The organism is Rhodovastum atsumiense (assembly GCF_937425535.1).
Lineage (GTDB): Bacteria > Pseudomonadota > Alphaproteobacteria > Acetobacterales > Acetobacteraceae > Rhodovastum > Rhodovastum atsumiense.
Window position 1 is genome coordinate 14,352 of record NZ_OW485608.1, and the last position, 12,331, is coordinate 26,682.

Genomic DNA, 12,331 nt, shown 5'->3' on the forward strand with positions numbered 1-12,331 from the left:
GCATAATCTGGATTTTCGTTGCACCTAGGCCGCGTGTATGCAAATAAGCCGTCAGCCGGCATTGTGTGGCACCTCTTCGGTAGGTAGCCCTGGCTTGGTGAGGGGCGTCGCAGGTGTTCCACCACCTCGACGCCCCGCCTGTTTCCAAGCCAGACCATTATGCTTCACGAGCGCCTGTTCAGCAATGCGACCCCCTGAGAATCTCTGCTCGGGATCTGCATGATCCGCTGATTGACGGATTTTGCTCACGCCGCGCGCCTTGTTTGGGAATATCCGGATGAGAGCCATTCCTCCCATGCCCCCGCGACCACGCGCGCTGCCTGGCGCTCGGCATCGGTCGCACGCACCCGGCCCACGGCCACGCTGATGCTCCACAGACGCGTGGCCAGCGGGATCGGATCGATTCCCCGCGCTGCCCACCACGCCCGTTCATCACCGCAGTGGTGGATGCTCCCGGGCCAGTTCGGATCGTGATGCCGGACGCAGACGGGACAGCACCATTCGTCGCCCGGCTTGAGGCCGCGGGCCTTCGGCACCGGCGCGCAGGTGAGATGGTGGGCCTGGACATCCGTCCGCCCACATCTGGGGACGCAGCACGGAAGCTGCGCGACCCATCGCCGGTGCGCTTCTGACCGTGGCCTGTCCGTCTCTCGCCGGCACTGGCGTCGGCTCCGCAGCTTGCTGATGGGGAGAACGTCGCTCACGCCGCCATGTCCTGTTCTGCAAGGTGGCACATGATCGAGCACTCGATCGCTGGGCTGTCGTCCTGCGGCGGATAGTTCGCGGGCAGTTCGTCCAGCCACACAGGGTTGCCCTTCCCGTCCCGGCACGGCGTCCAGCCGATGGCACGGGACAGGGCCGCCATCCTGGCGAAATCGGCCGGGTGGCACTTGCGCACCAGCGCCCAATATCCGCGCCCGCGGGCCTTGACGCATGTCGTGCAGTTGTTGTTGGCGAACCCGCGGGCATACTGCGCCGGCAGCTTGATCCCGGCCCGGTCCAGCATCCCCATGCAGTCGCCCTTGGATAGGCCGGCATCAATGAGCACATTGGCCATCCGGACCTCTGGGTTCTGCGCCTTGAACCGAGCCGCACGCCCCCCCTCTTCCGCCGTGAACCCGAACACCTGAATGTGCGGGTCCCAGTCGCGTTCGAAGATCTGGCGTGGAGCTTTCTTCATCTCCACCGTGCACGGCGCGCCCTGGATGCCGCCGAGATACCGGCGCTTCTGCCAGACCTCCCAGCAGTCCGCGTAATCGAGGCTGCTCAGGTTGACGATTTCGCGCCCGAACCACCGTTCACAATCGGCCGCAAACCGGTTGTTATCCGCATCCTCGTTGGCCACGATGCACCTGGCGATGACAACCTCATCGTCAGGGAAGCGAGACAGCGTCAGCTTCGCGGCAACCGCACTTGCGGCGCCAGCCGAGAACCACGCAACGATCCTGCGCGCTGTCATGCCGCCCTCCGCTCGACCGCGATGTCGTCGTCCACAGGGCCGCCCCATTGACTCGCCATCGCCTGTGCGATCCCTTCAAAGGTGCGGCTGCGCTCCCGCCAGCGGTCCGGGTGCGGCGACATCCGATGAACGCGCGCCACACGCCCATCCACGATCTTGGTCGGATACAGCGGCATCAGGCCATGCAGCCAAAGGCAGGTGGCCTTCGTCTCCCCGTGGCCAAACTGCCACGGCTGGATCACCTGCGCCGGCTCCCGGTAGTTGACGATGCGCTCCTTGGCGTAGCGGTGCATGATCGGGTTCTCGATCGCCCGCCGCGGGATCGGCGCATTCCATAGCGCGCTGAACAACTCCGCCGCCGCGTCGAGTTCGTCCCACAGGCCGCGCTCGCGCAGCCAGCGCACGCCGGAATTGCACAGGCGCGTGCAAGGCGGGTGGAACACCGCGAGCAGGTCCCAGCCGTCGTTCAACACGTCGCGCACGTCGCCGACGATGTGCTTATTGGACCGGTCCTCCGCTGGGAGGAAGTCGCAGGACCACGCATCGTGCCCGAGCGCCGCGAACGCACGCCGCACCACGCCCGAAAACTCGCACCCGATTAATACGCGCATCACGCCGCCCTCGCGATCGCGCCAAGCCCAGCGCACAACAGGCCCCAGCGCGCGATCAGCGCGGCCTCGGCGCGGTCTGCATCCAGCTTGCGGGAGAAGATGCCGGATTGGCCCGGCCAGAGCTGAAGGGCGCGCTGCCGGCTGGCTTCCTTTCGCTGCGCCGGCTTCGAACCAGGCGGCAGGCTTACGCCCATGGCCTTGCGCCACGCCTGGGGCTGCACCGGCGTCATCGGCAATCCGAGCGCCGCGACAATGCCCTCGACAATGCCGGCGGCCCGGCACAGCTCGCCGGCATAGGTCGGCACATCGGTAGGTCGGCCGGTGACGTGCTCCAGCACCACGTGATCCGGCCGCAGGGACCGAATAGCGTCCGCCAGTTCCGCCGGCGCGATCCGATGCCGCGTCGTCTTGCCCACCCGGACGGAGACGACGGGCATATCCAGCACCTGCGCCAGCGATCCGTCCGGATGCAGCAGAGCAAGCGCGCCCTCACAGCCCGGATCCACACCCAGCACCATCATGTCGCAGAACTCCGCACATCTGCGTATCTGACCACTCGCCGGAGGCCGAGCGCGTCGAGCAGCGTCGGGCCTGGATCGCGCCGCGCGGTCAGCACGTCGTTGAGCACCGTCGGCGAGATGCCGTGCGCCCTCGCCCACGCCTGCTGGCCGCCGGCCGCCTCGATCTCTCGGCGCAGGCGGGCATAGAGATCGGCCAGCGACAACGTCGGGCGCGGCGCCTTCGCCGTCAGCCGCTCCAGCTCGGCCAACCGATCACGCTGACCGGGAGATGGCCTAACCACGGCACGCAGTTCCGTAAGCTCTTCTAACAGCACTGCGCAGCGTTCGGCGTCGGTCATCTCCGGGACCTCGGGCGGCATGATCCTACGCATGACGGCTACAGGGAGCGGGCGCATCAGGCAGCCTCCACCCATGGCTGTTGCCGAGCGGTGCGGGCGCAGTCCGGGCCGCAGTAGGCGCGCACCCTGGGGCCATCCACGGCATAGACCCGCACGGCATCATCGTCCGGTCCTGCATCACCGCCGCACTGGCGGCATCGCAATTCGGACAGCGGCCGGAACACCTTCAGCGCATCGCGCTCCAGATCGAGTTGCCGGCTGTCGTGGATGGTCGGCCGCCCGAGCGGGTGGCCGGGCATAACGCCCGGCTCCTGTTCGCTTGGCTGGTTAGCAGTCCCGGTCACTTCTCCAACTCCCTCGCGATTTCGGCAGCTCGTAGCGAGAGGCGGAGAACGCGCTCCCACCAGAGCACGAAACCACTGGCCCGGTTGATGCCGAACCAGTAGCAGAGGCGCAGTCGATAGCTCAGCCAAGCGAACACACCGCTCAATCTGCGCCGGCACCACTTAGGCAAGCGTTGGCAGCACGCATCCATTCATCAGTCACGGCCCTGAGCCGCGCCTCTTCAACGGCGAGTTCTTTTCTCAATTGCTCGCAGCGATACTCGGCGAGCTTGAGCCGGGACGAGCGGATCAACTCCGCCTCCTCCACGGTGACGGAGAACACCTCAGCAGCGCGCCATGACCTGAGACGGCGCGGGGTGATCCCGAGGATTTCAGCCGCGTCGTGTTCAGCGGCCTTCATTGTGTCATTGTGTCTACGGCATAACCTAACGACCTCCGCGATGATTCCGGATAGTTCCCGAATCGTTCGATCACGGAAAAAATTATCCAAATTTCTGCGGCAGTCTTTCCAGGCCACGCCAGTGCTCTCCGGTGCAGATTGCGTCTTGGGGAGATCACAACCGACAACAGCAGAGAGAGAGGCGGACGACATGGCGGGCTCCTATACGCCCGCTATCGCCGTTTTCACGGCCTCTCCGACACGGGACAGGATCGCCGCCATGCCCACCCACCAAGGGACAGACACGCCAATGACGAAGAGCAAGGCCGTGCGGAGCGAAACCCGGTCCCGGCGGCCGAGCGATGGGATCGCAGCGATCATGGATGAACCTCTCGATGTTGGAGCCGCACAGCTCGCGCTGCTGCGGCGAATGCTGTCTGTGTTGGAGGTGATCCAGGGCGAACTGGTCGCCGAGCGTGAGCGGCGGGACGGCCTGGACAAGGCCCGCGCGACATGGGCACGCGAGCAGCGGGCCGCGCTGGACCGGCTCCGGGCTGGGCCGTGACGAAGCCAGACCGCGTGCAGGTCTATCTGTGCATCCTGTGGACGCTGGCCGTGGCGCTTTACATCCTCGGGTTTCTGATCCTGTGGAAGCTGTAGGAGCATCAGGCAGCGAGCCTCACGTTCCGGAAGGCCCGCTCGCATTCGCCGAGCGTCCAGTCGGGGTGCGCCCTCCAGATCGGTTTCAGGCTGGCGCGGACCTCCTTGAGCGCAGACAAATGCTGCATGTCATCCGCGACGGATTTTTCACGGATGGCGATGATGCGATCCAACTCCATCTCGCGGAGGAAGTCAGTTTCCTTGATGACCTTCGCCTCGTCATCAAGCGCATACCGACGCCGCAGCATATCGAAGCAGGATTGCGCATCGGTGTCAGTCGCCATCCTGCGCATCTGCTTCGTTGCAGCTTCCTTGACCGAACGCGCGAAGTCGCGCTTTGCGCCCTCCACGAGCAATTCGCGGTTGGCTTCGATCATGGGGAAGCCGAATTCAATCGCCTTGTGTCGGTCGATCCGGATGCCATCGTTGGCGAATGATATGGCCTGCTGGACGATGTCCTTATGCCGCATGCTTCGTCTCCACCGTTGCCGCGATGGCGCGTTCAATCCGCGCCCATCGAACCGGCTCGACCTCGCGATACAGGGGGATGAACTCGGCCAACCATGCAGCGGCCTTGTCCAACATCTCGACCGGCTCCCCGTAACCGGTGTGCTTCTTCCAGGCGTCGATGACGACGGACGGCGCGGGGAGCGCCGCGAGATTCTTGATCGCGTCCATCGCCTTCCGCCGGACCTCAGCAGCAGCCCAATCGAACCGTTCAACCGGTTGGGGCGGCGGCGGCGCAGGTTCGGGTTCCGGATCGGGCTCAGGCACCGGATCGGTGGGTTGCTCTACCTCTTCCGGTTCGTCAGCCGGTTCCGCGATGTCGGCCGGCGTCCAGGCCGGATCCGGCTCCTGCACAGGCTCAGGCTGCGGCTGCCGTGCCGCCACGGTCTCCTGATCAGGTTCCTCGGCGCCGATGTCAGCGGGCGTCCACGCGGGCTCAGGCTTTGGCGAGACGACGGGCGCCTGGGCTGGCGTGGGCACAGACACCGGGCGTGCCTGAACGGGCGCCACAGGCGCGGCCGGGCGCGGGGGTGGTGGGGGTGGGGGTGGGGGTGGGGGTGGGGATGGCGGCGGAGCAGAAGGACGCGAGCGATTGGAATTAATGCTCGACGTATTCATGGTGTAGGAGATACCACCACGATGTGCCGTGCGAGCTTTATCTATCTGCGGATTTTCCGCAGATACGGGTGGAGGAGGCGGACGCAGCTTCCTGACTGTCCCCTCGTCCACGGCAGCGATCTTTGCGATCCAGCGATTGCTTTCTTTGCTCCACTCGGGATCATTGATCAGCCGCAGCACGGCGCGGCGTTTGTCTTCGTTGGTGCGCCGTTGACCATGCGAGGAATTGGCGGACAGGCTGAACAGGATGGCATCGCGCTGCGTCCCCTGCCGCACGTCGGCCTCGATCTCGACAAGACCCAGCGACTGACCGGCCAGCGTCCGATGGAACCCATCGGCGAGCCAGTAGTCGGTGCCGTCGAAGAAGGTGATCACCGGCGGGAACACGGCGCCATCGGCCATGTCCTGAGCGTACTCTTCGACCCAGTCCCGGTGCAGGGCGGCGCGTGGCTGGGTGCCGCCGTCCGTTCGGATCTTGGCGATTTCCAGCTTCATGCCGCCTCCGCATGTGCTGCCGCCCCACCAGGCGGCGGGATGATGGTGTCGTCGTTGGCCGCAGGCGGATCCCAGAGATCAGGACGAAGCTCATGAAGGGGAATGCTGGTTGCCTGCGCGACGGAACGGGCGCGTCCAGCCGGAACGCGCCGCCACTGCGAGACGGATTGCGGGTTCCGCATCCCGATCGCACGTGCGAGCGCACTGACGCCGCCGGCGGTCCTGATCGCTCGCATGAGGGGTTCATCTCTCATGCCCCCATTGTAAGCATAACCTTCATTGCTTTCAAGGGGAGCTTTTAGCGACTTCACCGCTGAAGGTGGATTACAAGCGACCAAATCCTTGGGTTAAAGAGTCTGGACTGATATGGCCTTGGGGCAGAGAATTTCCGAACTGATGAAAGCGCGCGGCATGGACCAGTCGGCGCTGGCCCGCACCCTTGGCATCAAGTCGCAATCTGTGAACCAGTGGATCGCGGGAAGAACGGCCCCTGGCCGTGACCGCCTCCCCGCCATTGCTGGTGCACTTGGTGTGTCTGTGGCTGACCTGATCGATGATCGGGGCGGATCATCGGAAGCTACTGGCCAAGTAGGACAATCACATACCGATAATCCTAGTCTGCCAGATTTATCTCCAGAGTTACGGGATGCCTTGAGGGTAATCCTTTTGCATCTCGGCATCAAAATTGACTACACGGATAGCGGAACGCCTTTTATCAGCGGCCCACTGCCGGGAGAGTTTGTCAAAGATCCCGACGAACTCGCCCTCCTCAGATTTTGGCGCGGCCTCGACCACGCCCAAAGGATCCTGATGACGCAAATGCTCGAGATGCGACAGGATCACCTGCGCGCTCGTGGCTGATCGACTCATAGCCCTAACCTGCTTCGAACAGAACGGGAACATACGCGCTGAAGCGCAATGAGTCTACCGTATTTCGCGCACAGGGTGGCGCATCGTGGCGGCCACCACGCCTCCAATTGGCCAGATACGCGGCGGAACGCGCCCAGTCAGCGCCAAGTAATTGGAGTCGCCCGAAAGGCCATAGGTCGCTGGGTTCCATGCTCGTCCCGTGCCTCCTATCCACCGTCAAGATCCCGGTAATTACCTATAAGGCTATCGCCACAGGCGGATGTCAGCAACCGCAATCAACTAATAAGTTGTTGAAAAGACTCGGACTCTTTTTTTAGACGCAGAAAGCAACCATTCCGAGATGCCTACAGGGGCATCCTGATGTCGGCAAATAGGATTTGTATCACAGAGCTTCAGGAAAAATATCTGCGCCACACATAGCGCAGATTGACGAACAAAATTGTTGGTAAGGAACAGAAAATTTGACCTGTTATTGCGATTTTTGGGAAGATTTTTCTTCCATGGCTTTTGCTTCTTTGAGTCTGAACACCACTTCATTACTTATGGTGCGACAGTTTTTATCAGCCGACGCCGCAAGCCACTCCTTTAACTCTGGAGGAAGCCTGATCTTTAACTGAGCCTCATTCATCGGATTACCCATCATAATGAACCACCGTGGTCCATTATGGGGACTAAACCACCGTGGTTCCGTTGCTGTCAACACCACGGTGGTCCAAATTGGGGCATGGCCCGTGACGACCCGCAGATGAAATTGAGGATGCCACATGCGCTCAAGGAGCGTGTCGAGGCGGCGGCGCGGGCCAGCGGCAGGTCCATCAATGCTGAGCTGGTGGACCGGATCGAACGATCCTTCGCCGATTCCCCCGCCGGGGCAGAGGCGTTCCTGCGTCAGATCGCGCAGGCCCTGGAAGAGCTGCAGAGCCGGGGCGTGTCGGATCTGCGGCTGAGCCTGCCCGACGAAGTTAAACCAGCCAGCCTGCCGCGTGCGGGGCGCCGACCTCGCTCAAGCGGTCAGTAGACAGACGCCAGATGGCACCATCTGCAGTCGTTCATCGCGTCTGGCGCGTGATCGAATCAGACGAGGCGCTAGGGGTTGGATGATCGTGCTTGGTCAGCTCGCCACCGCGATAGTGATCCAGCGCTCGATCCAAACCCCCGCCCAGGTTATCTGCCACCCTCACGCCGCCCGAGGCTGCACCTCGGCCGCGATCCGCTCGGCGCTCTCGGCCTGGGCCTTGGACAGGTCGTGCGCCGCCTGCAGGTTCATCCAGAACTCGGGTGTCGTCCCGAAATACCGGCTCAGGCGCAGCGCCGTGTCGGGCGTGATGGAGCGCGGTGCGACGGGATTGATGATCGCCGTGATGCGATTGGGCGGCACAGCCAGGTCACGCGCCAGGGCGTTCGCGCTGAGCGCGAGCGGGCGCATAAATTCCTCAAGCAGCACCTCGCCGGGGTGCGTGCGGATGCGGGGCTTTGTCATCTGAGCACCTCCTCAGTGGTAATCCACGATCTCGACATCCTCCGGGCCGGCGTCGGTCCAGCGAAAGCAGATCCGGAACTGGTCGTTGATCCGGATGCTGTGCCCCCCCGCCCGGTCGCCCTTCAGCGCTTCCAGGCGATTGGCGGGTGGCACCCGCAGATCGTTCAGCGCCGCCGCGGCATCGAGCATGTCGAGCTTTCGGACCGCAACTTTGGCGATGGCGGCCCAGCGCCTGTTGCGCCCGATCAGGTGCAGCTCGCGGGTGTCGTCATCGCGAAAGGAGCGGATCGGCATAGCAGAAAGCTATTATGCGTTACGTAATACGTCAAGCTATAATCCGCTCGTTCTCGATCAGGCTCACAGGCGCAGCGCCTACTCGAATGGATTGCCTTCAGGATCAGCCGACTTCGGCTTCCCGCCGATCCTGGCGCATGTCCGGAACGCGTTGGTCGCTTTTGTGCTTCCTGCCAGAGAAACCGAAACTGGCTGCGCCTTCCCGGCCGTCACAACCATCGCCGACGCTGCATCCATGGCAGAGAACAATTTAATCATATCGTCTTCATCAACGTCAGCGACAACCATATCATCAGTGTTGCTGGTTATATCAAACGATTTTTTAAAAGTACCAACAGACAAATTTATTGAGCCATTCACGCTTGATGGAAGACTCCATTTAGAATTTATTACCCTAACTTCGGTCCCGCTATAGCCGGCCCGAAAGGCAATGCTGCCTTTTATATGCATAGCCATGCACACATCTGGTGGCGCGACGATGCTTGTCTTATGCGCCAAGGCGATCCATTCGCCGCTCATGGCGAGCGGAACAAGGTTTTCATCAGCCCTCGCCGCTTGAGCGCCAATTGATGCCGCAATCAGAGATGCGGCCACCAGCCGACCACGCATTGGTTTCTCCCGGTTTGGTTGCTGAACCGTAGCAACCAGTGCGGCACGGGGGAAGGATTCCAAGCCACAGCCGTTCGGCCCGGGGCGCCGGCTTGCCCGACCACCTTCAATTTGAAGGTGTAGCTTACATTCTGCTTGCAATGGCACTGAAGGTGGTGCTTACATGCCTCCATCAGATCGGAGGCACACCATGTTCCTCACCAGCAACCCCCTCTACGGACGCGAAATTATCGGCGGCGGCATCAGCCTCTCGCCTGTGGCGCGGGCCGGCGTTTACGGGACGGTTCACGAGGCCGAGGAAGCCCTCCGTCGCATCCGCGCTGAATATGTCCACGCCTGCCAGATGCAGGCGAACGCACTGTCGAAGCTGAATAAGGCCCGCGCTGCCTATCGCCGTTCCGGCTCGAAGGCGGACGCGATGTCCATCAACGACTGGCGTCGTGATCTCGGCCGCTGGAACAGCCGCAAGGCCGAGGAAAGCCGCCATCTGGCGAAGGTTGAAGCGCAGATCGAGGCGCTTCGCATCGCCGATGAACTCGACGCCCTCACCCTCCCGCACGCCGCCTGATCAGAAAGGATCGGATCGTGTCCGACGCCATCGCCCGCGCGCGCTTCATGGGCGCGTTCTCCACGGCCCTCCCCTACCCGCCCCCGGACAGCCTCGCCTGGGCGCGCTGGTGCGCCGCCGCCATGGCCGCGTTCGCCGGGCACCCCATCCCGGCCGGGACTGAGCAGCACGTCCAGGACGCCATCGCCAAGGCGCTGAGCACGACGCTCACCGCCGACGCCCCGCGGAACGACAACGGCGGCCACTACGTCGGCCTGGACCGGAAGGCTGCCTGACATGACAAAATCGCTTGTTGAACTGGTCAACGAAGTCGAGGGCACTCGCAGTGCCCTTGCGGATCATGAGGCCCAAGCTGCCGCCGTCTCGCGCCAACTTCGGACGCGCATCGGCGAATTGCAGACCGAGATCCGTTGTCTTGAGGCGGGCATTGATCTGGCGAAGGTCGCTCTTGCGGAAACGGTGCTCTACGTGCATGGCGAGTTCGACCGCGCTGGCGAAGATCGCGATGGCGCGCGCCAGGATGCCATCAACTGGTTTGCCGCATGCCAGCCCGCTACTGGTTATGGCAGCCTGCGCCACGAGTATTTCGGCACCAAGAGTTATGACCGGTGGCGCGGCCAGCGCAGCAACCACGAATACGGCTACGGTCCACGCCACGGCAGCATCATCTTTGAGATTGGCCTGCTCGCGAGCGCGCGGAAGCGGGACCTGACAGCGGATGAGCGCGAGGCAGCGGTCTACTATCTCGTTCACCTGAGCGCGATCCAAGCGGCTGCAAAGGCAGCGAAGCAAGGAGCCGCCTGACATGTATCGCACCTATGACGACTATGTCGGTGCCATCTCTGCGGAAGAGCAGGCCGCGCTTGACGAGAAGGAAGCCGCCGAGCGCCTGCTGCCGCCCGATCCGGAGAAGAACGGCGCGCACTGGCTCAAGAGCGACGGCATCTTCTATTTGGCGCAGTGGTCGGTCTACGCCGACAAGTCCGAGTGGCAAGTCTACGACGTGGACGACGTGATTGTCATGTCGCCGCACGAGGCTTGGAACGAGCGCTGGGAATACGTGGCGCCCATCCCCGAGCCGGCCAAGCCGATTGATCAGCAGTGCAGCCGCTACGCCGGGCACTGCGCCCTCGCCACCTCCTTTGCCCGCCTGATCCACCCCTCTCACAAGGCTGCCTGACCATGCCTCGATCTCCGAACACGACGCCGAATAGCGTGAGGATTTTGAAAATGAGGATGACTCCCGACGCCATCATGGTGACACCGGAGATGGCGAAGAGTTGGCTTCAGCATAATGGCGGCAATCGGTCACTGCGGCCAACGCACGTGAAGGATCTTGCCGCGAAGATGCAAGCCGGCAGGTGGCGCCTGACGCATCAAGGAATCGCCATCTCCGCCACTGGCCGCCTGCTGGATGGGCAGCATCGTCTCGAAGCCGTTGTTCAGTCCGGCTGCACCGTCCCCATGATGGTCTTCACCGGCTGCGACGAAGAGATGTTCGGCGTCCTCGACAAGGGCATCATCAGGACGATCCGCGACGACCTGAAGGAGACGGGGCGCGTCGTGGATCCATGCTCGCTACTGGCGCGCCTCGCCCAGGGTGTCAGCCTCAGCGGCACTCGTGTGGACTCGTGCGATGTTGATCTGGTCATAGACATCCTGCGCCCCAGCATTGATGCGATGCTGGCTACCGCGAGTTCGAACGCGCGGGGGAGAACGGCATCTGGGATTCGGGCCGGCTGGATTCTGCGCCACGCCACGTCGCCGTTGCGTCAGGACTATCTTTGCGAACAGTGGCGCGCATGGGTCCACCTGGATACGGCGGCCATGGCTCCGGGGACATCCGCCTTGCTGAGACGCATCGAGAGCGTCAGCAAGGGAGGAACACGATCATCCGTCCAGGCGGAACATATTGCGATCAGTTGGATAGCATTTGATCCGTCGCGTCGAGCATTCACCAAAATCGTCATCAAGGACATCGACGGAATTCTCGACGAGGTTCGCGAGAGATACTTATCCGTTGCCGCCTCATTTGCCAGCCAGATCGCCAACCGGAAGGCGGCCTAACCATGACCATGACCATGCTCCTGATCCTCACCGGCTCGATCATCGGCGCTGCTGTCGGCGCCTGGATCGGTGACCGCCTCCTTCGCACCGCGCTGCGGAGGACGATCCCGTGAGCGAGACAACCGCCTTCGGCACCTACCCCCGCCGCGCCCTCCGGGGCCGCTGGTTCGGCAAGCTTTCCATCCGCCGCTTCTGGCGCCGCATCCACAACCGCTGATCCCAACAAAGGAGATCGCACATATGGCTTTCGCTATCCGCAATCTGTCCGTCCTGGCCTATGCGTGCGGCCACACGCAGTGGCACTTCAAGTCGCCCGCACCGCTCGCCGAGGCGATGACGCAGGGTCACTTCAACGCGGCATCCGACATGATGGCCATGGGCGACGTGGTCTTCGTCTCGGCGCCTGATGGCGGGGCGATGCTCTACGTCACCAGCACCGCCGCCGGCGTCGTGTCGGTTCAGCCGATGGTCGCCACCCCGGCCCTGCAGCAGATGGCGAAGGCAGCCTGAC

General features: G+C 63.1%; 22 protein-coding genes. 9 read left to right on the forward strand and 13 right to left on the reverse strand.

From position 1 onward, the window contains the following. Positions 1-700 precede the first annotated feature (700 nt). The 6 genes from NBY65_RS33355 to NBY65_RS33380 form a co-directional block, all read right to left on the reverse strand. Positions 701-1,459, reverse strand: coding sequence for a hypothetical protein (locus tag NBY65_RS33355; RefSeq protein ID WP_150043308.1), 759 nt, complete (start codon positions 1,457-1,459; stop codon positions 701-703). Next, positions 1,456-2,070, reverse strand: a complete 615-nt coding sequence (locus NBY65_RS33360; protein ID WP_150043310.1) for a hypothetical protein — start codon at positions 2,068-2,070, stop codon at positions 1,456-1,458. The genes NBY65_RS33355 and NBY65_RS33360 overlap by 4 nt, the downstream gene beginning before the upstream one ends. Beyond that, positions 2,070-2,591 carry a RuvC family protein gene (locus NBY65_RS33365; RefSeq protein ID WP_150043311.1) on the reverse strand — a complete coding sequence of 174 codons (522 nt, stop codon included), beginning with the start codon at positions 2,589-2,591 and terminating at the stop codon, positions 2,070-2,072. Before NBY65_RS33365 ends, NBY65_RS33360 begins: the two co-directional genes overlap by 1 nt. After that, on the reverse strand, positions 2,588-2,929 hold the full coding sequence (locus tag NBY65_RS33370; RefSeq protein WP_150043313.1) for a hypothetical protein: 342 nt from the start codon (positions 2,927-2,929) through the stop codon (positions 2,588-2,590). The genes NBY65_RS33365 and NBY65_RS33370 overlap by 4 nt, the downstream gene beginning before the upstream one ends. 56 nt (positions 2,930-2,985) lie before the next feature. Next, positions 2,986-3,273, reverse strand: coding sequence for a hypothetical protein (locus NBY65_RS33375; RefSeq protein WP_150043315.1), 288 nt, complete (start codon positions 3,271-3,273; stop codon positions 2,986-2,988). Positions 3,274-3,415: 142 nt separating this feature from the next. Continuing rightward, complete coding sequence (locus tag NBY65_RS33380) at positions 3,416-3,865, reverse strand: hypothetical protein (protein WP_150043316.1); 450 nt, start codon at positions 3,863-3,865, stop codon at positions 3,416-3,418. A 166-nt stretch (positions 3,866-4,031) separates the two neighbouring features. On the opposite strand from NBY65_RS33380, the gene NBY65_RS33385 reads away from it, so the two are divergent. Continuing rightward, positions 4,032-4,217 carry a hypothetical protein gene (locus NBY65_RS33385; protein WP_150043318.1) on the forward strand — a complete coding sequence of 62 codons (186 nt, stop codon included), beginning with the start codon at positions 4,032-4,034 and terminating at the stop codon, positions 4,215-4,217. Positions 4,218-4,317: 100 nt separating this feature from the next. Here the strand turns inward: NBY65_RS33385 and NBY65_RS33390 are convergent, their stop codons facing one another. Genes NBY65_RS33390 through NBY65_RS34250 form a run of 3 tightly spaced genes read right to left on the reverse strand, consistent with a single transcriptional unit; the run spans position 4,318 to position 6,186 of the window. Then, the gene (locus NBY65_RS33390; protein WP_150043320.1) at positions 4,318-4,782 is read right to left on the reverse strand and encodes a hypothetical protein; all 465 of its coding nucleotides are present in this window, start codon (positions 4,780-4,782) and stop codon (positions 4,318-4,320) included. Next, complete coding sequence (locus tag NBY65_RS33395) at positions 4,772-5,932, reverse strand: ParB N-terminal domain-containing protein (protein ID WP_203330637.1); 1,161 nt, start codon at positions 5,930-5,932, stop codon at positions 4,772-4,774. Before NBY65_RS33395 ends, NBY65_RS33390 begins: the two co-directional genes overlap by 11 nt. Continuing rightward, the gene (locus NBY65_RS34250) at positions 5,929-6,186 is read right to left on the reverse strand and encodes a transcriptional regulator (RefSeq protein WP_150043322.1); all 258 of its coding nucleotides are present in this window, start codon (positions 6,184-6,186) and stop codon (positions 5,929-5,931) included. Before NBY65_RS34250 ends, NBY65_RS33395 begins: the two co-directional genes overlap by 4 nt. Before the next feature lie 112 nt (positions 6,187-6,298). Here NBY65_RS34250 and NBY65_RS33400 point away from each other — a divergent pair, with 112 nt between their 5' ends. After that, entirely contained in the window at positions 6,299-6,793 is a 495-nt protein-coding gene (locus NBY65_RS33400; protein WP_150043324.1) for a helix-turn-helix domain-containing protein, read from the forward strand. A gap of 478 nt (positions 6,794-7,271) precedes the next feature. On the opposite strand, the gene NBY65_RS33405 is transcribed toward NBY65_RS33400, so the two are convergent. Continuing rightward, a complete protein-coding gene (locus NBY65_RS33405) occupies positions 7,272-7,430 on the reverse strand; it encodes a hypothetical protein (RefSeq protein ID WP_162530760.1) in 159 nt (52 codons plus the stop codon). A gap of 129 nt (positions 7,431-7,559) precedes the next feature. On the opposite strand from NBY65_RS33405, the gene NBY65_RS33410 reads away from it, so the two are divergent. After that, complete coding sequence (locus NBY65_RS33410; RefSeq protein ID WP_203330638.1) at positions 7,560-7,820, forward strand: Arc family DNA-binding protein; 261 nt, start codon at positions 7,560-7,562, stop codon at positions 7,818-7,820. Positions 7,821-7,979: 159 nt separating this feature from the next. Here the strand turns inward: NBY65_RS33410 and NBY65_RS33415 are convergent, their stop codons facing one another. The 3 genes from NBY65_RS33415 to NBY65_RS33425 all read right to left on the reverse strand — a co-directional run bounded on the left by NBY65_RS33415 (position 7,980) and on the right by NBY65_RS33425 (position 9,185). Then, positions 7,980-8,282, reverse strand: coding sequence for a HigA family addiction module antitoxin (locus tag NBY65_RS33415; protein WP_150043328.1), 303 nt, complete (start codon positions 8,280-8,282; stop codon positions 7,980-7,982). Between the two features lie 12 nt (positions 8,283-8,294). Then, positions 8,295-8,576: a type II toxin-antitoxin system RelE/ParE family toxin gene (locus tag NBY65_RS33420; protein WP_150043329.1), complete on the reverse strand. Its 282-nt coding sequence runs from the start codon at positions 8,574-8,576 to the stop codon at positions 8,295-8,297. A gap of 78 nt (positions 8,577-8,654) precedes the next feature. Then, positions 8,655-9,185 (reverse strand): hypothetical protein, encoded by a 531-nt coding sequence (locus NBY65_RS33425; protein WP_150043331.1) that lies wholly within the window; start codon positions 9,183-9,185, stop codon positions 8,655-8,657. 190 nt (positions 9,186-9,375) lie between these two features. Here NBY65_RS33425 and NBY65_RS33430 point away from each other — a divergent pair, with 190 nt between their 5' ends. The 6 genes from NBY65_RS33430 (at position 9,376) to NBY65_RS33455 (ending at position 12,330) form a co-directional block, all read left to right on the forward strand. Further along, complete coding sequence (locus NBY65_RS33430) at positions 9,376-9,753, forward strand: hypothetical protein (protein ID WP_150043333.1); 378 nt, start codon at positions 9,376-9,378, stop codon at positions 9,751-9,753. Positions 9,754-9,770: 17 nt separating this feature from the next. Further along, positions 9,771-10,028 carry a hypothetical protein gene (locus tag NBY65_RS33435; RefSeq protein ID WP_150043335.1) on the forward strand — a complete coding sequence of 86 codons (258 nt, stop codon included), beginning with the start codon at positions 9,771-9,773 and terminating at the stop codon, positions 10,026-10,028. A 1-nt stretch (position 10,029) separates the two neighbouring features. After that, on the forward strand, positions 10,030-10,557 hold the full coding sequence (locus tag NBY65_RS33440) for a hypothetical protein (RefSeq protein ID WP_150043337.1): 528 nt from the start codon (positions 10,030-10,032) through the stop codon (positions 10,555-10,557). A 1-nt stretch (position 10,558) separates the two neighbouring features. Next, positions 10,559-10,933, forward strand: coding sequence for a hypothetical protein (locus NBY65_RS33445; protein ID WP_150043339.1), 375 nt, complete (start codon positions 10,559-10,561; stop codon positions 10,931-10,933). A gap of 50 nt (positions 10,934-10,983) precedes the next feature. Beyond that, complete coding sequence (locus tag NBY65_RS33450) at positions 10,984-11,820, forward strand: hypothetical protein (RefSeq protein ID WP_150043341.1); 837 nt, start codon at positions 10,984-10,986, stop codon at positions 11,818-11,820. A 240-nt stretch (positions 11,821-12,060) separates the two neighbouring features. Beyond that, complete coding sequence (locus NBY65_RS33455) at positions 12,061-12,330, forward strand: hypothetical protein (protein WP_150043343.1); 270 nt, start codon at positions 12,061-12,063, stop codon at positions 12,328-12,330. Position 12,331: the final 1 nt, after the last annotated feature.